This window comes from Streptomyces racemochromogenes (assembly GCF_039535215.1).
GTDB classification, from domain to species: Bacteria; Actinomycetota; Actinomycetes; order Streptomycetales; family Streptomycetaceae; genus Streptomyces; species Streptomyces racemochromogenes.
Genome location: NZ_BAAAWT010000001.1, coordinates 4,918,869 through 4,941,632 on the forward strand (window position 1 = coordinate 4,918,869; position 22,764 = coordinate 4,941,632).

20 protein-coding genes and 1 pseudogene are annotated in these 22,764 nt (G+C 73.2%); 7 read left to right on the plus strand and 14 right to left on the minus strand.

Going from position 1 to position 22,764, the window contains the following annotated elements:
- Nucleotides 1–9: 9 nt before the first annotated feature.
- The gene (locus ABD973_RS22660; protein WP_345501778.1) at nucleotides 10–1,401 is read right to left on the minus strand and encodes a multidrug effflux MFS transporter; all 1,392 of its coding nucleotides are present in this window, start codon (nucleotides 1,399–1,401) and stop codon (nucleotides 10–12) included.
- Nucleotides 1,402–1,509: 108 nt separating this feature from the next.
- Here ABD973_RS22660 and ABD973_RS22665 point away from each other — a divergent pair, with 108 nt between their 5' ends.
- On the plus strand, nucleotides 1,510–2,271 hold the full coding sequence (locus ABD973_RS22665; RefSeq protein ID WP_125820971.1) for an SDR family oxidoreductase: 762 nt from the start codon (nucleotides 1,510–1,512) through the stop codon (nucleotides 2,269–2,271).
- Between the two features lie 101 nt (nucleotides 2,272–2,372).
- Here the strand turns inward: ABD973_RS22665 and efeU are convergent, their stop codons facing one another.
- The 4 genes and pseudogenes from efeU to ABD973_RS22685 all read right to left on the minus strand — a co-directional run.
- Nucleotides 2,373–3,236, minus strand: a complete 864-nt coding sequence (gene efeU / locus ABD973_RS22670; protein WP_345501781.1) for an iron uptake transporter permease EfeU — start codon at nucleotides 3,234–3,236, stop codon at nucleotides 2,373–2,375.
- A gap of 24 nt (nucleotides 3,237–3,260) precedes the next feature.
- Nucleotides 3,261–4,532: an iron uptake transporter deferrochelatase/peroxidase subunit gene (gene efeB / locus ABD973_RS22675; RefSeq protein WP_125599620.1), complete on the minus strand. Its 1,272-nt coding sequence runs from the start codon at nucleotides 4,530–4,532 to the stop codon at nucleotides 3,261–3,263.
- 31 nt (nucleotides 4,533–4,563) lie between these two features.
- Nucleotides 4,564–5,715, minus strand: coding sequence for an iron uptake system protein EfeO (efeO, locus tag ABD973_RS22680; protein ID WP_345501784.1), 1,152 nt, complete (start codon nucleotides 5,713–5,715; stop codon nucleotides 4,564–4,566).
- Between the two features lie 164 nt (nucleotides 5,716–5,879).
- Nucleotides 5,880–6,155: pseudogene (locus ABD973_RS22685) on the minus strand (hemin ABC transporter ATP-binding protein); the annotation flags it as partial.
- 54 nt (nucleotides 6,156–6,209) lie between these two features.
- Between ABD973_RS22685 and ABD973_RS22690 the strand changes: the two are divergent.
- A complete protein-coding gene (locus tag ABD973_RS22690) occupies nucleotides 6,210–6,860 on the plus strand; it encodes a PhzF family phenazine biosynthesis protein (RefSeq protein WP_125820968.1) in 651 nt (216 codons plus the stop codon).
- A 141-nt stretch (nucleotides 6,861–7,001) separates the two neighbouring features.
- On the opposite strand, the gene ABD973_RS22695 is transcribed toward ABD973_RS22690, so the two are convergent.
- The gene (locus ABD973_RS22695) at nucleotides 7,002–7,649 is read right to left on the minus strand and encodes a biliverdin-producing heme oxygenase (RefSeq protein ID WP_125599630.1); all 648 of its coding nucleotides are present in this window, start codon (nucleotides 7,647–7,649) and stop codon (nucleotides 7,002–7,004) included.
- Nucleotides 7,650–7,807: 158 nt separating this feature from the next.
- Complete coding sequence (gene map, locus ABD973_RS22700) at nucleotides 7,808–8,665, minus strand: type I methionyl aminopeptidase (protein ID WP_125599633.1); 858 nt, start codon at nucleotides 8,663–8,665, stop codon at nucleotides 7,808–7,810.
- Nucleotides 8,666–8,773: 108 nt separating this feature from the next.
- Here map and ABD973_RS22705 point away from each other — a divergent pair, with 108 nt between their 5' ends.
- Entirely contained in the window at nucleotides 8,774–9,016 is a 243-nt protein-coding gene (locus ABD973_RS22705) for a hypothetical protein (protein WP_125599636.1), read from the plus strand.
- 25 nt (nucleotides 9,017–9,041) lie between these two features.
- Here ABD973_RS22705 and ABD973_RS22710 read toward each other — a convergent pair whose 3' ends face one another.
- A complete protein-coding gene (locus ABD973_RS22710) occupies nucleotides 9,042–9,650 on the minus strand; it encodes a hypothetical protein (RefSeq protein ID WP_125820967.1) in 609 nt (202 codons plus the stop codon).
- Nucleotides 9,651–9,722: 72 nt separating this feature from the next.
- On the opposite strand from ABD973_RS22710, the gene npdG reads away from it, so the two are divergent.
- A complete protein-coding gene (npdG, locus tag ABD973_RS22715) occupies nucleotides 9,723–10,427 on the plus strand; it encodes an NADPH-dependent F420 reductase (protein ID WP_125599642.1) in 705 nt (234 codons plus the stop codon).
- Between the two features lie 104 nt (nucleotides 10,428–10,531).
- A complete protein-coding gene (locus ABD973_RS22720; RefSeq protein ID WP_125599645.1) occupies nucleotides 10,532–10,711 on the plus strand; it encodes a hypothetical protein in 180 nt (59 codons plus the stop codon).
- 19 nt (nucleotides 10,712–10,730) lie between these two features.
- Here ABD973_RS22720 and ABD973_RS22725 read toward each other — a convergent pair whose 3' ends face one another.
- A complete protein-coding gene (locus tag ABD973_RS22725) occupies nucleotides 10,731–11,531 on the minus strand; it encodes a site-2 protease family protein (protein ID WP_125820966.1) in 801 nt (266 codons plus the stop codon).
- On the opposite strand from ABD973_RS22725, the gene ABD973_RS22730 reads away from it, so the two are divergent.
- Complete coding sequence (locus ABD973_RS22730) at nucleotides 11,530–15,177, plus strand: AfsR/SARP family transcriptional regulator (protein ID WP_345501790.1); 3,648 nt, start codon at nucleotides 11,530–11,532, stop codon at nucleotides 15,175–15,177. The two genes, ABD973_RS22725 and ABD973_RS22730, sit on opposite strands and share 2 nt — an antisense overlap.
- A 63-nt stretch (nucleotides 15,178–15,240) precedes the next feature.
- Here ABD973_RS22730 and ABD973_RS22735 read toward each other — a convergent pair whose 3' ends face one another.
- The 3 genes from ABD973_RS22735 to panB form a co-directional block, all read right to left on the minus strand.
- Nucleotides 15,241–16,089 (minus strand): ABC transporter permease, encoded by an 849-nt coding sequence (locus ABD973_RS22735; protein ID WP_125820964.1) that lies wholly within the window; start codon nucleotides 16,087–16,089, stop codon nucleotides 15,241–15,243.
- Nucleotides 16,086–17,117, minus strand: coding sequence for an ATP-binding cassette domain-containing protein (locus ABD973_RS22740; protein WP_125820963.1), 1,032 nt, complete (start codon nucleotides 17,115–17,117; stop codon nucleotides 16,086–16,088). Before ABD973_RS22740 ends, ABD973_RS22735 begins: the two co-directional genes overlap by 4 nt.
- A 146-nt stretch (nucleotides 17,118–17,263) precedes the next feature.
- Nucleotides 17,264–18,124 carry a 3-methyl-2-oxobutanoate hydroxymethyltransferase gene (panB, locus tag ABD973_RS22745; RefSeq protein ID WP_386381730.1) on the minus strand — a complete coding sequence of 287 codons (861 nt, stop codon included), beginning with the start codon at nucleotides 18,122–18,124 and terminating at the stop codon, nucleotides 17,264–17,266.
- Between the two features lie 305 nt (nucleotides 18,125–18,429).
- On the opposite strand from panB, the gene ABD973_RS22750 reads away from it, so the two are divergent.
- Nucleotides 18,430–19,458, plus strand: a complete 1,029-nt coding sequence (locus tag ABD973_RS22750; RefSeq protein WP_125602964.1) for an endonuclease/exonuclease/phosphatase family protein — start codon at nucleotides 18,430–18,432, stop codon at nucleotides 19,456–19,458.
- Nucleotides 19,459–19,540: 82 nt separating this feature from the next.
- Here ABD973_RS22750 and ABD973_RS22755 read toward each other — a convergent pair whose 3' ends face one another.
- Nucleotides 19,541–21,295 (minus strand): NAD+ synthase, encoded by a 1,755-nt coding sequence (locus ABD973_RS22755; RefSeq protein WP_345501794.1) that lies wholly within the window; start codon nucleotides 21,293–21,295, stop codon nucleotides 19,541–19,543.
- An 82-nt stretch (nucleotides 21,296–21,377) separates the two neighbouring features.
- Nucleotides 21,378–22,682, minus strand: a complete 1,305-nt coding sequence (locus tag ABD973_RS22760; protein WP_345501796.1) for a DUF4190 domain-containing protein — start codon at nucleotides 22,680–22,682, stop codon at nucleotides 21,378–21,380.
- Between the last annotated feature and the right edge of the window lie 82 nt (nucleotides 22,683–22,764).

Below are 22,764 nucleotides of genomic sequence, written 5' to 3' on the forward strand. Positions count from 1 at the left end.
CTGGAAAGTTTACGGCGCCCCGGAACCCGCCTCGGAGCCCGTGCCCGGGGAAACCGCCCCGGAACCCGCCCCGGGCCCGGCCATGGGCTCCCGCGTCCGCCAGGGCCGGCACATGCCGAGGAAGCACGCCACCGCCAGCAGCGAGCAGCTGAGCTGCACCAGCGCCATCGGCACCGCGGTGTCCTCGCCCGCGATCCCGACCAGCGGCGAGGCGACCGCGCCGACCAGGAAGGAGGAGGTGCCCAGCAGCGCGGACGCCGATCCGGCGGCGTGCGGGGTGCGCATGAGGGCCTGCGCGTTGGTGTTCGGCAGGACCAGGCCCATCGCCGACATCAGCACGAACAGCGCGGCGGCGACCGCCGGCAGCCCGGCCTTCCCGAACACCCCGGTGGACATGAGCAGCAGGGCGACCGAGGCGGCGGTGATCACGGCGAGCCCGGTGGCCAGGGCCTTGTCCAGGCTGACCCGGCCGACCAGCAGCTTGCCGTTGACCTGGCCGACGGCGATCAGCCCGACGGAGTTCAGGCCGAACAGCAGGCTGAAGGCCTGCGGGGAGGCCCCGTATATCTCCTGCACCACGAAGGGCGAGGCGGATATGTAGGAGAAGAGCACCGCGAAGGCGAAGCCGCCCGCCAGGGTGTAGCCGGCGAAGACCCGGTCGCCGAGCAGTCCGCGCATGGTCCGCAGCGCGGCGCCCACCCCGCCGGTCTGGCGGCGCTCGGGCGGCAGCGTCTCGCCGAGGCTGCGCCACACGACGACGGTGAGCGCGAGACCGACGGCGGTGAGGACGACGAAGACCCCGCGCCAGTCGGCGAACCGGAGCACCTGGCCGCCGATGAGCGGGGCGATGATCGGGGCGGTGCCGGATATCAGCATCAGCGTGGAGAAGAAGCGGGCCATCTCGACGCCCTCGTACAGGTCGCGCACGACGGCCCGGGCGATCACGATGGCGGCCGCGCCGGCCAGGCCCTGGAGCAGCCGGAAGGCGATGAGCAGCTCGGTGCTCGGGGCGAGGGCGCAGATCGCGGTGGCGAGGACGTAGACGGCCATGCCGGTCAGCAGTGGTCTGCGGCGGCCCCACTTGTCGCTCATCGGGCCGATGACCAGCTGGCCGAGGGCCATGCCGGCGAGGCAGGAGGTGAGGGTGAGCTGGACGGTCGCGGCGGGGCTGTGCAGGGCGGCGGTGACCTCGGGCAGGGCCGGGAGGTACATGTCCATGGACAGCGGGGGGAGGGCGGTGAGGCCGCCCAGGATGAAGGTGACCAGCAGGCCGGTGCGGCGCGCGGCCGTCAGGGGGGCGGCGCCGGGTGCCGGGGCGGGTGCCGGAGCGGGTGAGGGATCGGGTGACGGTTGGGCCGACGGCCCGTGCGAGGGGGCCGTGGAAGGGCCGCTCTCCGACATGCGGAACTCCAGTCTTTTCATCTGCTTTATGCACCCCTGACCGACCCATGCTCTCAGCTGTCGGAACGTCCCGGGCCGGATGTCCCCTGTGACGTACCCTGCGGCCCCATGAGCGCATCCGCGAAGAAGATCGCCGTAGTGACCGGCGCCGGCTCCGGGATCGGCCGTTCCGTGGCCCTGGCCCTGGCCGGGGCGGGCTGGTCGGTGGCCGTGGCCGGGCGTCGGCCCGGGCCCCTGGAGGAGACGGCCGCCGCGGCCGGAGCGGGCGCGGACGTACTGCCCGTACCGGCCGACGTCAGCGACCCGCAGGACGTCGCCGCGCTGTTCGGGGCCGTACGGGACCGGTACGGGCGGCTCGACCTGCTCTTCAACAACGCCGGCACCTTCGGCCCCGCCGGGGTCCCGCTGGAGGACATCGGCTACGAGGCCTGGCGCCAGGTCGTGGACGTCAACCTCACCGGCTCCTTCCTCTGCGCCCAGGCGGCGTTCCGGGTGATGAAGGAGCAGGACCCGCAGGGCGGCCGGATCATCAACAACGGTTCCATCTCCGCCCACGTCCCGCGCCCGAACTCCATCGCCTACACCGCGACGAAGCACGCCATGACCGGCCTGACCAAGTCCCTGTCGCTCGACGGGCGCCCGTACCGGATCGCCTGCGGGCAGATCGACATCGGCAACGCGGCCACCGAGATGACCGAGCGCATGCAGACCGGCATCCTCCAGGCCAACGGGCAGCTGGCGGTGGAACCGGTGATGGACGCCGCCGACGTGGCCCGCACCGTGCTGCACATGGCGGAGCTCCCGCTGGAGGCCAACGTCCAGTTCGCGACGGTGATGGCCACCGCGATGCCGTACATCGGACGCGGCTGACCGCATCCCCTGACGCTCCCGGCACGGCCCGGTACGCGCGAGGGCCCCGGCCGCCACCCCGAGGGGGAACGCGGCCGGGGCCCTCGCGCGTACGGATCCGGTCAGCCCTCGGCGCGGCCGCCCACGGACGCCGCCGGGACCGGCGCCTGCGCGGGGGTGCGCGGGCGGCGGGCCGGGAGGAGGAACAGGGACAGCACGAGCGCCAGGTACAGGGACCACACCACCAGCTGGAAGACCGTCGGGTCCGGCTGGAAGTTGAAGACGCCCTTCAGCAGCACCCCGTACCAGCTGTCCGGCGCGATCACCGAGCTGATGTCGAAGGCCTTGTCGTTCAGGCCGCCGAGGAACTCGGCCTCCTGGAGGTCGTGGACCCCGTACGCGAGCACGCCCGCGGCGACGACCACCAGCATCCCGCCGGTCCACTTGAAGAACTTCGCCAGGTTGATCTTCAGCGCGCCCCGGTAGAACAGCCAGCCGAGGACGATCGCGGTCGCGATGCCCAGCAGCACGCCGATCAGGGGGGCCGAGGAGCCCTCGCCGCTCGCGCGGACCGACGCCCACACGAACAGCGCCGTCTCCAGGCCCTCGCGGCCCACCGCCAGGAACGCGGTGGCCACCAGCGCGCCGGTGCCCATGGCGAGCGCCGAGTCGAGCCTGCCGTGCAGCTCGGCCTTCAGGTGCCGCGCGGTGCGCTTCATCCAGAAGACCATCCACGTCACCAGGCCCACCGAGATGATCGACAGGCTGCCGCCGAGCAGCTCCTGCGCCTGGAACGTCAGCTCCTGGGTCCCGAACTCCAGCAGCGCGCCGAAGGTGAGCGAGAGCCCGCAGGCGATTCCGATGCCGAGCCAGACCGGGCGCAGGGCGGCCCGGTTCCCGGTCTTGACCAGGTACGCGACGAGGATGCAGACGACCAGGCTGGCCTCCAGCCCCTCGCGCAGGCCGATCAGATAGTTGCCGAACACGGCGTTTTTCCTCTCCGGCGGGGACTACGCGAACAGGGACCGGCCCCACCAGTCGTCCTTGTCGCGGACGCCCGGCGGGACGGCGAAGATCGCCGAACCCACGTGCTGGATGTACTCGTTCAGGACGTCCGCCTTCGCCAGCCGGCGCTGGATCGGGATGAAGCCCTTGCGGACGTCGCGCTGGTAGGCCAGGAAGAACAGGCCGGCGTCGAGGCGGCCCAGGCCGTCGGTGCCGTCGGTGAAGGAGTAGCCGCGGCGCAGGATCGTCGCCCCGTCGTTGCTGTCGGGGTGCGCGAGGCGCACGTGCGCCTCCGGCTTCATCGCCTTCAGGAACGGCTCGTCGCGCTCCTTGGACTTGCCGACGGGGGCGCCCTCGCCCTTGTCGCGGCCGAAGATGTCCTCCTGCTCCTGCAGGGGGGTGCGGTCCCAGGTCTCGATGTGCATCCGGATGCGCCGGGCGACCAGGTACGAGCCGCCGGTCAGCCAGTCGCTGCCGTCGCCCGCGCCGACCCACACGTGCTTGTCCAGGGCGGCCTTGTCGGTGCCGGAGATGTTCCGGGTGCCGTCCTTGAAGCCCATCATGTTGCGCGGGGTCTGCTCGTCGGGCGTGGTCGAGGAGGTCTTGCCGAAGCCGAGCTGCGACCAGCGGACGACGACCTTGCCGAAGCCGATGCGGGCCAGCTGGCGGATGGCGTGCACGGCGACCTGCGGGTCGTCGGCGCAGGCCTGGACGCACAGGTCGCCGCCGGAGCGGGCCTGGTCCAGGTTGTCGCCGGGGAAGAGCTCCAGGTCCACCAGGGCCTCGGGGCGCTTGCCCTCCAGACCGAAGCGGTCCTTGGCGAACAGCCCCGGGCCGAAGCCGATGGTCAGGGTGAGGCGGGAGGGCTTGAGGCCGAGGGCCTCGCCGGTGTCGGTGGGCGGCGCCTCGGGCGCGCCCTCGAACACGTCGCCGACCGGCAGGCCGGCCGTCATCAGCCGGGCCGCGGCCGTCCACTCCTTGAGGAGCGTGACCAGCTCGTCGCGGCTCTTCGTCTTCACGTCGAAGGCCGCGAAGTGCAGCCGGTCCTGGACGGCGCTCGCGATGCCGGCCTGGTGCTCGCCGTGGAAGGGCACGGCCGCCCCGGCGGAGGCCGCCGGGGAGAGGTCCGAGCCGCCGCCGAACGCGGCGACCGCGCCGCCGGCGGCGGCCGCCCCGACCGCCAGCCCCGCGCCGCCCCAGCCGAGGACGGCACGGCGCGACGGCGCGCCCGCGGCGCCCGTGGCGCCCGTGGTCTCTTCCGACACCTGGTCGGTCATGGTGCTTCTCCCGCCTCTGCCTGGATCCGGACTACTTGGCGACCGCGGCGGCCAGCTTGGACAGCGGCTCGCCCAGCGCGCTCACGGCGTCCGAGAGTTCCTTGCGCTCGGCCTCGCCGACCTTGTCGTAGGAGGTGAACTCGTAGCCGTTCTTGTCGGCGCGGTACTTGTCCAGGAGGGTGTTCATCGCGGCGAACTGGGTGTCCAGCTGCTTGGCGAGCTCCGGGTCGTTCTTGGCGGTGACCGCCTTCAGGAGCTCGTGGGACTTCTGGGCGCCCTCGACGTTGGCCTTGAAGTCGACCAGGTCGGTGTGGCTGTAGCGCTCTTCCTCGCCCGTCACCTTGCCGGTGGCGACCTCGTCGAGCAGCTCCTTGGCACCGTTGGCCATGGAGGTGGGGGTGATCTCGGCCTGGCCGACCTTCTTCTGCCATTCGGTCAGGTCGGTGATCAGGGTGTCGGCGAGCTTCTTGTCGTTGTCGTCGATCTTGTTGTCCTGGAAGAGGGACTTCTCCAGGCGGTGCCAGCCGGTCCAGTCCTTGGCCGGGTCCTGGCCGGCCTCCAGGCCGTCCTCGCGGACGTCGACCTTCGGGTCGACGTCGCCGAAGGACTCGGCGACGGGCTCGGTGCGCTCCCAGCCGATGCGGGAGGGGGCGTAGGCCTTCTTCGCCGCCTCCAGGTCGCCGGCCTTGACGGCGTCGGCGAAGGCCTGGGCCTTGGGCAGGGTCTCGTCGGCCTGCTCCTGGACGTACTTGCGGTACGCGGCGACCGCGGCGTCCAGCTCGGGGCTGCGCTTCTCGGTGCCGCCCTTGCCGGTGGCCTTGACCTGGGTGCGGATGCCGTCGCCCTTCATGCCGGGCTTGCAGGTGAAGGTGTAGGAGCCCGCCTTGATCTCGGCGGTGATGGTGGCCTTGGTGCCGGGGCCGATGTTCTCGCGCTCGGCGACGATCCGGTCGTCCGGGAAGAGCACGTACAGCTCGGTGACCTTGGAGCCCTTGTTCTCGACCTCGATGGTGACCTTGCCCGCCGGGAACTCGGTCTTCGAGACCTCGCAGGCGCTGTCGGTCGCGTTCACGTGGATCGCGCCGGAGCCGGCCTTGTCACTCTTCTCGGCGCAGCCGGTGACTGCGGTGAGCGCGGCGACGGCTGCGGCCGCGGTGAGGACGGTGAGGCGGGCGGGGCGCATGTGGGCTCCTGGCGGGGGTGGAGGCTGGACGAGGGCCGGTGAGGCGGACCTAACTTAACCGAGGCTTACCTGACCGATACCCAGTCGTCCAGTGATTCAGCTCTCACCTTCCGGCCACGGACACGAGCCCGTCACGGGCGTTCCATGACCGGCTCAAGCGAGGGTCAAGCGGGAGTCAAGTCGCCGTCCGCGTTCCGTGCGGAGCCGTTGTTACCGACCGGTTCGATCCCTTGCGGCGCCTGGGCGGGAGGTTGATCCGGAACGCCCGCGTCCCGTACCGGGAGCACCAGCGCAGCCCCCGTCCGGGGGTGCGCCGGCACCTCCGCCGACTGCCCGGGGACCCGGCTCGGGAGCCCGCCCACGAACACCTCCGCCGGGGGTCCGGCCGTCGGGATCCGGCCACCGTGCGGCACCGCCGCCCGGTCCGCGTACGCCGCCGCCGGGCGGCCCGGAGCTGACAATGCCCGTACACCGGGGCGTGCTTGAATGCCAGCGTGAACGATCTAGACGTGATCAGGGTCTTCTGCGCGGGTGACGGCCGCTTCGGCAACCTGCTCGGAGTCGTCCGCGACGGCCGCACCTGCCCCGACGACGACTCCCGGCAGGCCCTCGCCGCCGAACTGGGCTACAGCGAGACGGTGTTCGTCGACGACCCCGAGCGCGGGGTCGTCGACATCCGCACCCCCGGCACGCGGATGTCCTTCGCCGGACACCCGCTGGTCGGGGTCGCCTGGCTGCTGGACATCGAGGAGCTCCAGCCGCCGGCCGGCCCCGTATGGGCCCGCGACGACGGGGAGTTCACCTGGATCACCGCCCGCCCCGAGTGGGTCACCGGCAAGCGCACCGAGCAGTACGCCACCCCCGCCGACGTCGACGCCCTGCCGGCCCCGCCGCCCGGCGAGGGCTGGCTGTACGCGTGGGCCTGGGAGGACGAGGCCGCCGGACGGATCCGCGCCCGGGGCTTCCCCCGCCGCCCGGACGGGGCCATCACCGAGGACGAGGCCACCGGCTCGGCGGCGATCCTCCTCACCGCCCAGCTGAACCGCGCCCTCAACATCACCCAGGGCGCCGGCTCCCAGATCCTCACCGCCCCGGGCCCCGACGGCACGATCGAGATCGGCGGCCGCGTCCGCTTCGCCTCGTAGGCCTCGACCGCACCACAGGCCCGCGGGCACCGCGACCGGGCCCGGCGCCACGTCGGCGTGATGCGCGCCGAGGGGGCCGGGACGGTGCGTCCGCACCCGCCCCGGCCCCCTCACCCGAAACCGCCCGGTCAGGGCCCCGGCCTACGCGCTGAGCGGGAACTCCTCGCCCAGCTCGCGGAAGACCGCCCCGTTGAAGTCGAAGGCCCGCTTGCACTCGTCGATGATCCGCTGCTTCTCCAGGTCGTCCGCGGCGATCGCGTCCAGCAGCTCCCGGTAACCCCGCTTGAAGGCCGCCGGGTTGGAGATGTCCGCGAAGACGTAGAACCGCACCCCGTCGCCCTTGCGCTCGAAGCCCCACGTGCGCTCGGCCTTGTCCCGGATGATCTGGCCCCCGGAGAGGTCCCCCAGGTAGCGCGTGTAGTGGTGGGCCACGTACCCGCCCGGCCAGGACGCGGCGCACTCCGCGACCCGGGCCGCGTACGCCCGCGTCGCCGGCAGCGCGCTGACCGCGTCGCGCCAGCCGGTGCCCAGCAGGTGCGCCAGGTCGCGCTCGATCTCCGCGACGCGCATCAGCTCGGGCCGTATGAAGGGACCCGCCACCGGGTCGTCCCGCAGGGACGCGGCGCCGTCCTCCAGCGCCCGGTACACGAACCACAGCTGCTCGGTGTAGCGGGTGTACGCGTCCACACCGAGCCGCCCGCCGAGCAGGTCGCTCATGAACGAGGAGGTCTCGGCTTCGGTGTGCTGCTCGTGCGAGGCGACACGGATGACCGTGGAGAACGCGTCCAAGACTGACCTCCGTCAGGTGAGGAGCGGGCCGTGGCGGCACGCCGCCGCCACGCCCGATCCTCCTGCTTAGGCTTACCTAAGTCAATGTGTTCCCGACGCGTTGTCGGTAAAAACCTCCGGGCGGCGGGAATCCCGCCACCGGCGTCCGCCGGCCGCCCCTACGGCAGGGTCAGGATCTCCGCGCCGGTGTCCGTCACCACCAGCGTGTGCTCGAACTGCGCGGTGCGCTTGCGGTCCTTCGTGACGACCGTCCAGCCGTCCTCCCACATGTCGTACTCGTGGGTGCCCAGCGTCAGCATCGGCTCGATCGTGAAGGTCATCCCGGGCTCGATGACGGTCGTGGCGTGCGGGCTGTCGTAGTGCGGGATGATCAGGCCCGAGTGGAACGACGAGTTGATGCCGTGCCCGGTGAAGTCCCGGACCACCCCGTACCCGAAGCGCTTCGCGTACGACTCGATGACGCGGCCGATGACGTTGATCTGACGGCCGGGCTTTACCGCCTTGATCGCCCGGTTCAGGGCCTCGCGCGTGCGCTCCACCAGCAGCCGCGACTCCTCGTCGACCTCGCCGCACAGGTAGGTGGCGTTGTTGTCGCCGTGCACCCCGCCGATGTACGCGGTCACGTCGAGGTTCACGATGTCGCCGTCCCGCAGGACGGTCGAGTCCGGGATCCCGTGGCAGATGACCTCGTTGAGCGAGGAGCACAGGGACTTCGGGAACCCGCGGTAGCCGAGCGTCGACGGGTAGGCGCCGTGGTCGCACATGTACTCGTGCGCGACCCGGTCCAGCTCGTCGGTGGTCACCCCCGGCGCGATGTGCTTCGCCGCCTCCTCCATCGCCTGCGCGGCGATCCGGCCGGCGACGCGCATGGCCTCGATGGTCTCGGCCGACTGCACCTCCGGTCCGGTGTACGGAGCGGGCGCGGGCTTGCCCACGTACTCGGGCCGGCGGATGTTTCCGGGGACGGAACGGACGGGAGAGAGCTCGCCTGGAACGAGCAGCGACTGGCCAGACATGCAAGCGAGTGTATCCAGCGGTGATGGGGCAGCATGGCGACGAGGAGCGGTATCGAACGGTATCGAGCGGCGGTGCCGGGAGACCGCGCCGGAAGGAGTCCCGAGGCGATGGCCCTGTTCAAGAAGCGTCAGGTGGGCAAACCGGGCGAGTGGTACTACTGCCTGGTCCACCGCAAGGTGGAGGAAGGGCCCGAGTGCCCCGCCAAGGACCGCTTCGGCCCCTACACCACGCGCGAGGAGGCCGCCCACGCCATGGAGACGGCGCAGGAGCGCAACCTCGAATGGCAGAACGACCCCAAGTGGAACGACAAGACCCGCGAGGAGGAGGAAGGCGGCGGCGCCACCCCCTGAAGCCCCGGGCCCACCAGACCCGGGCCTACCAGCGGGCGGGCGACGGCGGGGCGGTCAGCTGGTCGGCCAGCCGCGCCAGCCGGTCGCGCAGCCGCCGCGGGCCGCGCCGCTCCGGCGGGACGTTCTCCCCGGCCGCCGCGCTGACCAGGTGCTGCACCGTGTCCAGGTCCAGCTCGGAGCCGGCGGCCGGCACCGACAGGGCGTCGTGGGCCAGCCCCGCCAGGTCCGGGTCCCCGCCGTCCAGGGACAGTACGGTCGCCCCCGCGCGCCGGGCGTCGTGCACCCGCTCCAGCAGCCCCCCGCCGGGCCGCTCCGGAGCCACCACCAGCAGCGTGTGCCCGCGCCGGGCGGCCTCCAGCCGGCCCAGCCCCACCGACAGGTGCGGCGGCTCGCCCGGCCGCACGTGATGGCGCACCAGCGTCGGCGCCAGCTCCGGCTGACCCGACCAGGCGGCCTCGTCCACCAGGTGCGCCGCCAGGTGCCAGGGCTCGTACTGCTCGGTGCCCACCAGCAGCAGGCTCCCGCCGGCCGGCGCCACCGACCGCCGCAGCGAACCCGCGAAGCGCCGGGCCTCGTCCGGCCACCGCGTCCCCGCGAGCACCTCGCGCAGCAGCGCCACCCTCACGGCATCCATGCGGCATCCATGGCCGCATCCTGCACCATCCGGCCCTCCTCGTCCGGCCTACCCGGCAGTACGCTCGCCAGCATGACTTCCTCAGACAGCACGCAGAAGCCGCCGGCCAGGGACCCCTGGGACCTCCCCGACGTCTCCGGCCTCGTCGTCGGCGTCCTCGGCGGCACCGGCGACCAGGGCCGCGGCCTCGCCTACCGGCTCGCCCGCGCGGGCCAGAAGGTGATCATCGGCTCCCGCGCCGCGGACCGCGCCGAGACCGCCGCCGCGGAACTCGGCCTCGGCGTCGAGGGCGCCGACAACGCCGCGTGCGCCCGCCGCAGCGACATCGTGATCATCGCCGTTCCGTGGGAGGGCCACGCCAAGACCCTCGAAGCCCTGCGCGAGGACCTCGCCGGCAAGCTCGTCGTGGACTGCGTCAACCCCCTCGGCTTCGACAAGCAGGGCGCCTACGCCCTCCAGGTCGAAGAGGGCAGCGCCGCCCAGCAGGCCGCCGCCCTGCTCCCCGACTCGCGCGTCACCGCCGCCTTCCACCACCTGTCCGCCGTCCTCCTCCAGGACGCCTCGGTCGAGGAGATCGACACCGACGTGATGGTCCTCGGCGAATCCCGCGCCGACACCGACGTCGTCCAGGCCCTCGCGGCCCGCATCCCCGGGATGCGCGGCGTCTTCGCGGGCCGCCTGCGCAACGCCCACCAGGTCGAGGCGATGGTGGCCAACCTCATCTCCACCAACCGCCGCTACAAGGCCCACGCGGGCCTCCGCCTCACCGACGTGTGACCCCGCCGCCCCTCCCGGGCCCCGCACCGACGACGGGGCCCGGACGGGATGGGGGACACTGGAGGGGTTCGACCCCCTTCCGTGTCGCCGAGGAGCTGTTCCGGATGCCCCGCCTTGCCCTGTTCGCCGTTGTCGTCTGCGTCCTCGCCGTGGCCGCGGCCGTGGTCGCCTTCGTGGAGGGCAGCTTCCTCGGGATCGTGTGGGTGCTGCTGGCCGGCGTCACGTCCAACATGGCCTGGTTCTACGTCCGCAAGGCCAAGGCCGACAAGCAGCGGGCGGCGTAGTCCGCCGGGCCGGTCCGGGTCAGTCCTGCGGCGCCGTGCAGAACCCGTCGGAGTCCTGCCAGAAGCGGTACAGGTCGCGGCCGCAGTAGGTCTCCAGGTCCGAGACGCCCAGCCCGCGCAGGACCCCGCTCACCGCGTCGAAGAACACGGCGTTCACCTCCGGGATCCACAGCAGCGCGAACACCCCGATCAGCGCGAACGGCGCCAGCGGGGCCAGCTCGCGGCGGACCCGGTGGGACAGCCACGGCTCGATGATCCCGTAGCCGTCCAGACCCGGGACCGGCAGGAAGTTCAGGATCGCCGCCGAGACCTGGAGCAGCCCGAGGAACGCCAGCGCGAAGCGGAACGGCAGCGGCACCCCGTCGAGGGCGTCCAGCCAGAACGGTGCCGTGCAGACGACGGCGAAGGCCACGTTCGTCAGCGGGCCCGCGGCCGACACCAGGCTGTGCCTCCAGCGGCCCCGGATCCGGTCGCGCTCGATGTACACCGCCCCGCCCGGCAGGCCCAGCCCGCCCAGGATCACGAAGACCACCGGCAGCACGATGCTGAGCAGCGCGTGCGTGTACTTCAGCGGGTTCAGGGTCAGGTAGCCCTTGGCGCCGACCGTGATGTCACCACCGTGCAGCGCGGTGCGGGCGTGCGCGTACTCGTGCAGGCACAGCGAGACCACCCACGCCGACGTGACGAAGAGGAACACGGCCAGCCCCGGGCTCGCCGCGTAGCCCGTCCACACCGCCCAGCCGGTCACCGCCATGACGGCGACGATGCCGAGGAACACGGAACTGATCTGCCGCTCGCCGCGGACGCCCTGATGACCCATGCGGCGAAACCTATCCCGGGCTCGGCGGCGAGGGGGGTGCGGGGCCGGGGAGAATGAGCCGGTGCGCTACGCGATTCTCGGCACCGCCCAGGCCATCAGCGACGACGGCAGCCCCGTCGCCGTCGGCGGAGCACGCCTGCGCGCGCTCCTGACCGCCCTCGCCCTGCGCCCCGGCCGCGCGGTCCCGGCCGGGCTGCTCGTCGCCGAGGTGTGGGACGCCGACCCGCCGGCCGACGCCATAGCCGCGCTCCAGGCGCTGGTGGGGCGGCTGCGGCGGGCGCTGGGGCACGCGGCCGTACGGTCCGTGGAGGGCGGCTACCAGCTGGAGGCGGAGCGGGAGGACGTCGACCTGTACCGCTTCGAACGTCTCGCGCGCGCCGCCGCGGCGGACCCGGACCCGGCCCGGGCGGCGGCCCTGTACGACGAGGCGCTCGCGCTGTGGCGGGGCCCCGCGCTGGCCTCCCTCCCCGATCCGGCGGCCGAGTCCGCGCGCTGGGAGGCCGTACGGATGGACGCGCGCCGGGGCCGCCTGGGCGCGGCGCTGGCGCTGGGCGAAGCGGAACAGGCCCTCCCGGAGCTGACCGAACTGTGTGCGCGGCAGCCCCTGGACGAGTCCCTTCAGGTGCTGCGGATCCGGGCCCTGCGTGCGGCGGGCCGCCCGGCGCAGGCGCTGGCCGCCTACGAGACCGTCCGTCAGGACCTCGCCGCCCGCCTCGGCACGGACCCGGGACCGGCCCTCCGCGCCCTCCACGCGCAACTCCTCGCCCCGGCACCCGCCCCGCCCGCCGGCCCCACCCCGGCCCGGTGGCCCGCGACCGCCCCCACCCCCGACGCCGGCGACGCCCCGCCCCCGCACCCCCCGCAACCGACCGGGACCACCCCGGCCCCCGCCCCCGCCCCGCGGCCCACCGCCCCGGCCCCGCATCCGGCCACTCCCGGCGCCCCGGCGCCCTCCGGCCCGTCCGGGCGCGCGGCCGAGGGCGCCCGGCCCGCGGCCGACGGGGACCCCGCGGCGGCTTCCGGCGGGCACGCCCCGGCCCCGCACCCGGCTGGGGCCGCCCCCGCCCCGCACCCGGCCGCCGCGGGCTCCGGGGCGGCCGGGGCACCCGTTCCCGGGAACCTGCGGGCCCGGCTCACCACCTTCGTCGGGCGGGAGGAGGACATCCGCGTCATCGGCGACGACCTCGGCAGGGCGCGGCTCGTCACCCTGCTCGGTCCCGGCGGGGCCGGGAAGACGCGGCTGTCGCAGGAGGCCGCCGAGACCCACACCCGCACCGCCGGCGACGGCGCCGGCTGGCCCGACGGGGTGTGGTTCGTCGAGCTGGCGCCCGTGGAGGATCCCGAGGACGTCCCCGAGGCCGTCCTCACCGCACTCGGCGCCCGCGAGACCAAACTGCGCGGCGCCGCCGCCGAGGAACTGCGCGCCCTCACCGACCGCGGCGGGGACGACCCCCTCGACCGGCTCACCGAGCACTGCGCCCGCCGCCGGCTCCTGCTGCTCCTCGACAACTGCGAGCACGTCATCGCCGCCGCCGCCCACCTCGCCGAACGCCTCCTCACCCACTGCCCCGGCGTGCGGATCCTCGCCACCAGCCGCGAACCCCTCGGCGTGCCGGGGGAGTTCCTGCGCCCCGTCGAACCCCTGCCGGACCCCGTCGCGCTACGGCTCCTCGGCGACCGCGGTGCCGCCGCCCGGCCCGGGTTCAGCGTCGCCGCGGACCCGGCCGCCGCGGCCGAGATCTGCCGCCGCCTGGACGGGCTGCCGCTCGCCATCGAGCTGGCCGCCGCCCGGCTGCGGCTGCTCACCCCCCGCCAGATCGCCGACCGGCTCGACGACCGCTTCCGCCTCCTGACCGGCGGCGCCCGCACCGTCCTGCCCCGCCAGCAGACCCTGCGCGCCGTCGTCGACTGGTCCTGGGAGCTGCTGGACGAGCCCGAACGGGCCGTGCTCCGGCGGCTGTCCGTCTTCGCGGGCGGCTGCGACCTGGAGGCCGCCGAAGCCGTCTGCGCGGGAGCCGAGGACGCCGTCGACGTCGCCGATGCCATGGCCACCCTGGTCGACAAGTCCCTCGTCGTCGCCGCCCCCGGCCCCGCCGGCGACATGCGCTACCGCCTCCTGGAGACCGTCGGCGAGTACGCCGCCGAGCGCCTCGCCGAAGCCGGCGACCGCGCGGCCACCGAGCACCGCCACCTCGTCCACTACCGCGAACTCGCCCGCGCCACCGAACCCCTGCTCCGCGGCCACGGCCAGCGCGCGGCCGCCGACCGGATCGCCACCGAGTACGAGAACCTCCGCAGCGCCCTGCGCCGCGCCGTCGCCACCCGCGACGCCCACGAGGCGCTGTGCCTGGTCCACTCCCTCGGCTGGTACTGGCACATGCAGGACCTGCGCGCCGAGTCCCGCCACTGGTCCGACGCCGTCGCCGAACTCGGCCCCGACCCCTTCCTCGCGCCCCACACCCCCGCCGAGCCCGTCCACGAACGGCTCGTCGACTCGCCCCCGCCCTACTCCGGCGAGATCCTCGCCGAGGGCTGGCGCGCCCTGCACCTCGTACGGCTCGCCGCCCGGGACCAGACGAACACCGACTGGGACAGCCCGGAGGTCCGCGAGCAGGTCGCCGGGGTGCTCGCCACCTACCGGCCCGGCCTCCCGCAGACCTGCCGCACCCCGGCCTCCCTGTGGATCTACGCCGTGATGATCGCGGGGGACGCGGGGCTGCTCAAACGGGTCGTCGACGCGACCGTCGACACCGCCCGCGAGCTCGGCTACCGCTGGGAACTCGCCTCCGGCCTCCAGCTGCGCGCCAACATCCTCGCCAACCGGGCCGACTGGGCCGGCGACGCCTCCCGCGACGCGGACGAGAGCCTGGCCCTCTTCCGCGAGCTCGGCGACGACTGGGGCTGCGCCGAGGCCCTGTCGGCCCGCGCCGAGACCCGGGAGAAGTGCGGGGAGTACGACCTGTCCGCCCAGGACTACCTGGAAGCGATCGAACACGCCGAACGCCTCGGCGCCAAGGCGCAGGTGACGGTGCTGCGCGTGCGGATGGCGGGCTCCCTCGTCGAGAGCGGCCGGATCGAGGAGGCCGAGCGGATCCTCACCGACACCCTCACCACCACCGTGCGGTTCGCCAACGAGTCCGTGCCCGCCGCGCGGATGTTCCTCGCCTCCGTCTACGGGCGCACCGGCCGGATCCCCGAGGCCCGCGAGCAGGTCCGGCTGCTGCGCGAGGAGTTCGCGATGGGCGCGTTCGCCGTCTTCGACGTGTTCCTGCTCGCCACGACGGCCTGGCTGGACAACCAGGAGGGCGAGTACGAGGCGGCCCTGAGCGTGGCCCGCGAGGCTGCCGGGGCCGTCCGGCACCCGCTGGCGATGATGGTCGCCCCGTACATGCCCGCCCTGTACCTGCTGACGGCCGCGGTGGCCCGGCTCGGCCTCGGCGGCCCGGAGCAGGCGTACGAGGCCGCCCGGCTGGTCGGCGCCTACCGCGCCCAGCTGCCGCCCGGGCACGTCCCGGTCTCCTCCGAACGCGCGGACGCCGCCCGCGCCGAGGAAGGGGCGAGGGCGGTGCTGGGCGACGCGGCGTACGAGGCCGCGTACGCCGAAGGCGGCGGCCTCTCCCTGGAGGAGGCCACCGCCCTCATCTGATCCGGCCGGCTCCCCCGTGCGGTGCCGTCCGGGACGCGATCCGGACGGACCGGCCGCCCGGGATCAGGTCTTCTGGCGGAACTTGCGCACCGCGATCGGCATGGTGACGGCGGTGATGCCCACCGACCACGCCAGCGTGATCCACACGGAGTTGCCCAGCGGGGTTCCGTTGATCAGGCCGCGGGCCGCGTCGGCCAGGTTCGACAGCGGGTTGACGTCGGTGAAGCTCTGCAGCCAGCCGGGCATCGTCGTCGGCGGGGCGAAGATCGAGCTGCCGAACTGCAGCGGCATCAGGACGATCATCGCCATGCCCTGGACGGCCTGGGCGGTCTTCAGGGTCAGACCGAGCAGGATGAAGATCCACATCAGGGAGGCGCCGAAGACGGCCGACAGCCCGATGGCCAGGAACAGGTCGAGCACCGAGGACTTGATGGACAGGCCCAGGACGAAGCCCACGGTGAGCAGGATCGTGATGGCGACCATCATCCGGCCGAGCTCGACCACGATCTTCGCGATGAGGACCGAGGACCGGGCGATGGGCATGGACCGGAAGCGGTCCATCACGCCCTTCTTGAAGTCGTCGTTGACGCCGGTGCCCACGCCCATGGCGATGTTCATGCCCATCATCGCCATCAGGCCCGGGACGACGTAGTTGACGTACTCGCCGTTGTTGCCCTTGCCGGAGATCGCGCCGCCGAAGACGAACACGAACAGCAGCGTGAAGATGATCGGCATGAACACGACGTCGAACATCGACTCCGGGTCCTGCTTGATCTGGAGGGCGTTGCGGCGGACGAGCGCGCCGATGTGGCGCACGTTGCCCCGCAGGCCGATCCGGCCCTCGCCGGGCAGCGGGGAGGCGGCCGTGGGGGCCGCGGTGGTGCTGGGCTTCGTCGTGGTTACGGTGCTCATGCCGCGACCTCCTGATCCGTCTCGGTCTTACGGGCGGGCGCGGCGTCCCCGGCCTTCTCCGGCTTCTGGCCGGTGATGGACAGGAACACCTCGTCCAGGCTGGGCAGGTACGTGCCGATGTCGGCGATCGCGTACCCGCGGGCGGCCAGCAGGCCGACCACCGCGGTCAGCTGCTCGTCGCTGAGGACCGGGACCAGCAGCACGCCCTCGTCCGGCACCGCCTGGGAGCCGGCGACGCCGTCCAGGCCGGTCTCCGCCAGCGCGCGGGCCATGCCCGGCAGGTCGGAGGCCTCCACCGGGCGGATCCGCAGGGTGCGGCCGCCGACCCGGGCCTTCAGCTCGTCGACCTTGCCCTTGGCGATGACCTTGCCGCGGTCGATGACCGTCAGCTCGTTCGCGAGCTGCTCGGCCTCCTCCATGTACTGGGTGGTGAGCAGGACGGTGGCGCCCTCGGCGACCATCCGCTGCACCTCGTCCCACACCTCGTTGCGGGTGCGGGGGTCCAGGCCGGTGGTCGGCTCGTCCAGGTAGAGCACCGCCGGGTGGCCGATCATCGAGGCGGCCAGGTCGAGCCGGCGGCGCATGCCGCCGGAGTAGTTCATCACCGCCTTCTTCGCGGCCTCCGTGAGGGAGAACCGCTCCAGCAGCTCGTCCGCGCGGGCCCGGGCGTCCTTGCGGGACAGGTCCAGCAGCCGGCCGATCATGTAGAGGTTCTCCCAGCCGGAGAGCTTCTCGTCGACCGAGGCGTACTGGCCGGTCAGGCCGATCGTGCGGCGCAGCTGCCGGGGCTGGCGGACCACGTCGAAGCCGGCGACGGTGGCCGTGCCGGCGTCGGGGACGATCAGGGTGGACAGGCAGCGGACCAGGGTGGTCTTGCCGGCGCCGTTCGGGCCGAGGACACCGAGCACGGTGCCCTCGCGGACGTCCAGGTCGACCCCGTCCAGGGCCTTGGTCTCGCCGTAGTGCTTGACCAGCCCCCGCACTTCCACGGCGTTGGGCTTCTTGTCGTTTCGCGTCATGTCCACCATGGGACCAGCCGCCACTGACAAAGCCCCGACAGCCGACCGACAGCCCGCCGACGGGGCTGTCGGCGGGCTGTCGGAGGGTCCCCGGCACCGGACGGCCGGTGCCGGGCGGTGCCGCCGGCCGGTGTCACCGGGCGGCGCCTTCGGGACTAGTGGAAGGCGTGCTCTTCCTGCGGGAACGTTCCGCCGACCACGTCCTCGGCGAAGGCCTTCGCCGCGTCACCCATGGTCTGCCGCAGGTTCGCGTACTGCTTCACGAAGCGCGGCATCTTCCCGCCGGTCAGGCCCATCATGTCGGTCCACACCAGCACCTGCGCGTCGCACTCCGAGCCGGCGCCGATGCCGACGGTCGGGATGTGCAGGGACCGGGTGACCTCGGCGGCCAGCTCGGCCGGGACCAGCTCCAGGACCACCGCGAACGCGCCCGCGTCCTGCGCCGCCTTCGCGTCGCGCAGCAGCTGGTGCGCGGCCTCGTCGGTGCGGCCCTGCACCCGGTAGCCCATGGCGTTCACGGACTGCGGGGTCAGACCCAGGTGGGACATGACCGGGATGCCGGACTGCACGATCAGCTCGGTCTGGTGCAGCGAGCGCTCGCCGCCCTCCAGCTTGACCGCCCCGACACCGGCCTCCTTGACCAGCCGGGTGGCGCTGCGCAGCGCCTGCACGGCGCCCTCCTGGTAGGAGCCGAACGGCAGGTCACCGACGACCAGGGCACGGCTGGTGCCCCGTACGACGGCCGCCGACAGCAGGGTCATCTCGTCCATCGTCACGGGGACGGTGGTGTCGTAGCCGAGGTGACAGTTGCCCATCGAGTCACCGACGAGGATCACCGGGATGCCGGCCTCGTCGAACACGGACGCCGTCATGGCGTCGTACGCGGTGAGCATGGGCCACTTCTCGCCGCGCTCCTTGGCGAGCATGAGGTCGCGGACGGTGATCCGCCGGGTGCCGGTGCCTCCGTACAGGGTGGGGGAGACGGCTTCGCGGGCAGGCGAAACGGCATGCGTCATTGCAACTGCTCCTTGTGTCATCTCGAGGCGCCCTCACGGCGTCCCCGGACTCACCCACCATGGTGGCACCCGTGCGGCCGTGGACGGAAGTGTCCGAGCCGCGACGCGCTGACCCGTCCGTCACACTCCCGGCCCGCTCCGGGCGCGCCGGAGCCAATGTGCGCGTTTCGTGACAACCGGAACCCTTGCCGCACGGCCGTTCGTCCTCCCGGTTGTACGGCCGCGAGGTCGGCACGGAAGGCTCCCGTCATCGCCTAGGGTCAAGGGGCGGGGACGGAGCGCGAGCACGGCAGCGAGGAATGGGCATGGCACAGGCGTACATGACGGAGACGGGGAACGGCGGCTCCGAGCCCGGGCCCTCCGGATCCGGACTGAAGCGCCGGCTCGCCGAGCTACGCCGTGACCGGGGCATCTGGAAGCGCGGGACCGTCACCGCCGGGTTCGCGGCGCTGATCTCGCTGATCATGATCTTCCACGCGGAGCTGTCCAACGACGTCGGCAACCTCGGCAGTCTCACCGAGACCTTCCTGCCCTGGCTGGGCGTGTTCGTACCGGTGCTGCTGGCCATCGCCGTGGTCCGCAAGTCCGCGACCGCCCTGATCGCGATACTGCTGACGGCCGCGGTCTGGGTGAACCTCTTCGGCGGCCTGGTCACCGACAAGTCGGGCTCCGGCGGCAACCTGACCGTCGCCACCCACAACGTGGACGCCGACAACCCGGACCCGAAGGGCACCGCCGAGGCGGTCGCCAAGTCGAAGGCGGACGTCCTGGCCCTGACCGAGCTCAAGGCGGGCGCCGTCCCCGTCTACGAGAAGGCCCTCGAAGGCACGTACAAGTACCACGCGGTCGAGGGCACGGTCGGCGTGTGGAGCAAGTACCCGCTGACCTCCAGCAAGCCCGTGGACATCCGGCTCGGCTGGACCCGCGCCATGCGCACCACCGTCGCGAGCCCCTTCGGCGAGATCGGCGTGTACGTCGCCCACCTGCCCTCGGTCCGCGTCAAGCTCAACGCCGGCTTCACCGCCAACCAGCGCGACAACAGCGCCGACGCGCTCGGCGCGGCCCTCGCCGCCGAACCGCTGAAGAACGTCATCCTGCTCGGCGACCTCAACGGCACCATGAACGACCGCTCCCTGTCCGAGGTCACCTCGCAGATGCGCTCCACGCAGGGCGCCGCCGGCAACGGCTTCGGCTTCAGCTGGCCCGCGCAGTTCCCGATGGCCCGCATCGACCAGATCATGGTCCGCGGGGCGAAGCCGGAGGCCTCCTGGACCCTGCCGCGCACGGGCAGCGACCACCTGCCGGTCGCGGCCCGGCTGAGCGTGCGCAAGTAGGCGGCGCGGCTGCGGGGCGTCCGCCGCCGGGGCCGGCCGCCCCGGTGGCGGACGGCCCCGGTGGCGGGCGGCCCCGTACGGTCTACGGGCCCTCGCGCCAGCCGTTGGTGATGGGCAGCCGGCGGTCCTTGCCGAAGCCCTTCGCGGAGATCTTGGTGCCCGGCGGGTACTGGCGGCGCTTGTACTCCGCCGTGTCCACCATCCGCAGCGTCTTCGCGACGAGCTCCCGGTCGAAGCCGGCCGCGACGATCTCCTCCAGGCCCTGGTCCCGGTCCACGTACCGGTCGAGGATCGCGTCGAGCACCGGATAGTCCGGCAACGAGTCCGTGTCCACCTGCCCCGGGCGCAGCTCGGCGCTCGGCGGCTTCACGATCGAGTTCTCCGGGATGGGCGGGGTCTCGCCCCGCTCCTCGGCGGCCCGGTTGCGGTAGCGGGCGAGCCGGAAGACGTCGCTCTTGTACACGTCCTTGATCGGCCCGTAGGCACCGACCGAGTCCCCGTACAGGGTGGAGTAGCCGACGGCCAGCTCGGACTTGTTGCCCGGCGCCAGCACGATGTGGCCCTCCTGGTTGGACACCGCCATCAGCATGGTGCCGCGCAGCCGGGACTGGAGGTTCTCCTCGGCCAGGCCGGTCAGGCCCAGCGATCCCATGTAGGCGTCGAACATCGGCGCGATCGGGACGGTGCGGAAGTTCAGCCCCGTCCGCGCCGCCAGATCGGCGGCGTCGCCCTCGGAGTGCTCCGAGGAGTACTTCGAGGGCATGGCGATGCCGTACACGTTCTGCGCGCCGACCGCGTCGCAGGCGATGGCCGCGACGAGCGCCGAGTCGATGCCCCCGGAGAGCCCGATCAGGACGGAGCGGAAGCCGTTCTTGCGGACGTACGCGCGCAGCCCCACCACCAGCGCGTCGTAGACCTCCTCGTCGTCGTCCAGCCGCTCGGCGTAGCCGCCGGTCACGACCGGCTCGTACGCCTCCAGCGGCTCCTCGGAGAGGATCACGCGGTCGATGCGCAGGCCGTCGTCGACGACGCCCTCGGGGGCGTCGGGGCGCGCGGCCGGGAGGTCCAGGTCGACCAGGACGCAGCCCTCGGAGAACTGCGGGGCGCGGACGACGACCTCGCCGGTGGCGTCGACGACGATCGAGTCGCCGTCGAAGACCAGCTCGTCCTGGCCGCCGATCATCGCCAGGTAGGCGAGGGTGCAGCCGGCCTCCTTGGCGCGCTTGCGGACCAGTTCGAGGCGTACGTCGTCCTTGTTGCGCTCGTACGGGGACGCGTTGACGGAGATCAGCAGGCCGGCCCCGGCGGAGCGGGTGGCGGGGACGCGGCCGCCCTCCTGCCAGAGGTCCTCGCAGATGGCGAGGGCCACGTCGACGCCGTGGACCCGGACGACGGGCTGGGTGTCGCCGGGCACGAAGTACCGGAACTCGTCGAACACGCCGTAGTTGGGCAGGTGGTGCTTGGCGAACCGCAGCACGACCTCGCCGCCGTACAGCACGGCGGCGGCGTTCTCCGGGGAGCCGGCGGGCAGGCCGAGCCGGGGGGCGGCCCGCTCGCTGCGGTCGAGGTAGCCGACCACGACGGGGAGCCCGCCGAGCCCCTCGTCCGCCAGCCGCCGGGCCAGCGCGGTCAGCGCGGTACGGGAGGCGTCGACGAAGGACGCCCGCAGGGCCAGGTCCTCGACGGGGTAGCCCGTCAGCGTCATCTCCGGGAACGCCACCAGGTGGGCGCCCTGCTCGGCGGAGTGCCGCGTCCAGTGCACGACCGAGTCGGAGTTGGCGGCGATGTTGCCGACCTGCGAGTCGATCTGATTCAGAGCGAGGCGAAGTTGAGGCACGGGGCCCAGTCTAATCGTCTTTCTGACGCGATGTCCTGGGCCCCGGCCGTTCCGGGCGGTTCGGGGTGGTCCGACGGGCGGTTCAGGGGCGGGCAGGCGCCTGGCTGACGGGGCCGCTGAACTTCACCGGGGCCAGCATGACGGCGGGGGACAGCTCCACGCCGATGTTCGTGGTGCCGCCGGGCAGCTCGTACGCGGCACTGCCGGAGGCCGTCTGGCCGGGTTCGAGCACCCGGTCGACGCGCTTGGGCATCCGGCCGTCGAAGACGAGCTTGCCGGCGGGGCCCCTGCCGTCGCGGACCTCGGGGATCGCGTGGACGACGCGGAGGGGCTCGTTGGAGGTGTTGGTGATGGTGAAGGGCACCTCGACGGCGTTGACCACCTCGATCCACTTGCTGCCGCTGGTGTACTTCCGGGGCGCCTCGACGGTCACCTTGACGCCGTTGGGGTACGTGTACGTACGGCCGAATTCGAGCGGGGTGGTCATGCCGGGGCCGGGCGGCGGGGTGGGGTGCGGGTCCACCTCCCAGTCCTCGCCGTCCTCCCAGTCCCCGTCGTCCTCCCAGTCCTCGTCCCAGTCGGGATCGACCGCGGCGGCGTGGCGGGCGCGGTCGACGGCCTTGTCGACGAGGGACACGGTGAAGAGCCAGCCGCCGACGCTCGCGCCGAGCCCGAGGACGCCGAGGGCGACGCCGAAGAGGGACATCACCTTGCGCGGGGCGCCGGCCCGGGCACGCACGAGGGCGGCGATGCCGAGGGCGACGGCGGTCACGCCGAGGAGCGTGCCGATCCAGAACACGAACGGCACGAGGGCGACGGGCACCGCCGCCAGACCCAGCACCAGCGCGGCGACGGCCATCCCGTTGGACGGCGCCGGGGGCACGGGCTGGTACGCGGGGTATCCGGGCCACGCGCCGTAGGGCGCCGTCGGGGGCTGCCCGGGCGGCCCCCACCCGGCGGCGGGCGGCGGGGGCGGCGGGACGGCCCCGGGGGCGGGGCTCGCCCAGGGGTTGAACGCCCCGCCGCCCGGCGCCTGCGCCTGCGGGGCGGGTGCCGGGGCCGGGCCGGCGACCGGCGCCGGTCCGGGAGGGGCGGCGTGCTCCGTCGGCGCGGTCGCGTCGTGCGGGGTCTTGGTCAGCGACGGCTTCTCCGGCTCGGGTGCCGGGGCCGCGGTCGCGGGGGCGGCGGGCTCGGTCGGCGCGGTTGCGTCGTGCGGGGTCTTGGTCAGCGACGGCTTCTCCGGCTCGGGTGCCGGGGCCGCGGGCGCCGGGGCGTCCGCGGGCGGGAGCTTCTCCAGGGACGGCTTCGCCGCCTCCGGTATGGGCGTGGCCTCGGGCTCGGGCGGCGGACCGGACGGGGTCCCGGGCGGGTTCGGGGGCGTGCTCATACCTGGCGGCGTCCTTGGAGTGTGCGGCGTACGGGGCGGGAACGCGGTGTACGGACGATGCGGGCAGACTGCCATGCCCCCC

What these genes read in the sequence shown, in the direction of transcription:
- ABD973_RS22660 (WP_345501778.1), bottom strand. Translation starts at nt 1,401, where the DNA reads ATGTCGGAGAGCGGCCCTTCCACGGCCCCCTCGCACGGGCCGTCGGCC.
- ABD973_RS22665 (WP_125820971.1), top strand. Translation starts at nt 1,510, where the DNA reads ATGAGCGCATCCGCGAAGAAGATCGCCGTAGTGACCGGCGCCGGCTCC.
- efeB (WP_125599620.1), bottom strand. Translation starts at nt 4,532, where the DNA reads ATGACCGACCAGGTGTCGGAAGAGACCACGGGCGCCACGGGCGCCGCG.
- efeO (WP_345501784.1), bottom strand. Translation starts at nt 5,715, where the DNA reads ATGCGCCCCGCCCGCCTCACCGTCCTCACCGCGGCCGCAGCCGTCGCC.
- map (WP_125599633.1), bottom strand. Translation starts at nt 8,665, where the DNA reads ATGTCTGGCCAGTCGCTGCTCGTTCCAGGCGAGCTCTCTCCCGTCCGT.
- ABD973_RS22705 (WP_125599636.1), top strand. Translation starts at nt 8,774, where the DNA reads ATGGCCCTGTTCAAGAAGCGTCAGGTGGGCAAACCGGGCGAGTGGTAC.
- ABD973_RS22710 (WP_125820967.1), bottom strand. Translation starts at nt 9,650, where the DNA reads ATGGATGCCGTGAGGGTGGCGCTGCTGCGCGAGGTGCTCGCGGGGACG.
- npdG (WP_125599642.1), top strand. Translation starts at nt 9,723, where the DNA reads ATGACTTCCTCAGACAGCACGCAGAAGCCGCCGGCCAGGGACCCCTGG.
- ABD973_RS22720 (WP_125599645.1), top strand. Translation starts at nt 10,532, where the DNA reads ATGCCCCGCCTTGCCCTGTTCGCCGTTGTCGTCTGCGTCCTCGCCGTG.
- ABD973_RS22730 (WP_345501790.1), top strand. Translation starts at nt 11,530, where the DNA reads ATGCGGCGAAACCTATCCCGGGCTCGGCGGCGAGGGGGGTGCGGGGCC.
- ABD973_RS22725 (WP_125820966.1), bottom strand. Translation starts at nt 11,531, where the DNA reads ATGGGTCATCAGGGCGTCCGCGGCGAGCGGCAGATCAGTTCCGTGTTC.
- ABD973_RS22735 (WP_125820964.1), bottom strand. Translation starts at nt 16,089, where the DNA reads ATGAGCACCGTAACCACGACGAAGCCCAGCACCACCGCGGCCCCCACG.
- ABD973_RS22740 (WP_125820963.1), bottom strand. Translation starts at nt 17,117, where the DNA reads ATGGTGGACATGACGCGAAACGACAAGAAGCCCAACGCCGTGGAAGTG.
- panB (WP_386381730.1), bottom strand. Translation starts at nt 18,124, where the DNA reads ATGACGCATGCCGTTTCGCCTGCCCGCGAAGCCGTCTCCCCCACCCTG.
- ABD973_RS22750 (WP_125602964.1), top strand. Translation starts at nt 18,430, where the DNA reads ATGGCACAGGCGTACATGACGGAGACGGGGAACGGCGGCTCCGAGCCC.
- ABD973_RS22760 (WP_345501796.1), bottom strand. Translation starts at nt 22,682, where the DNA reads ATGAGCACGCCCCCGAACCCGCCCGGGACCCCGTCCGGTCCGCCGCCC.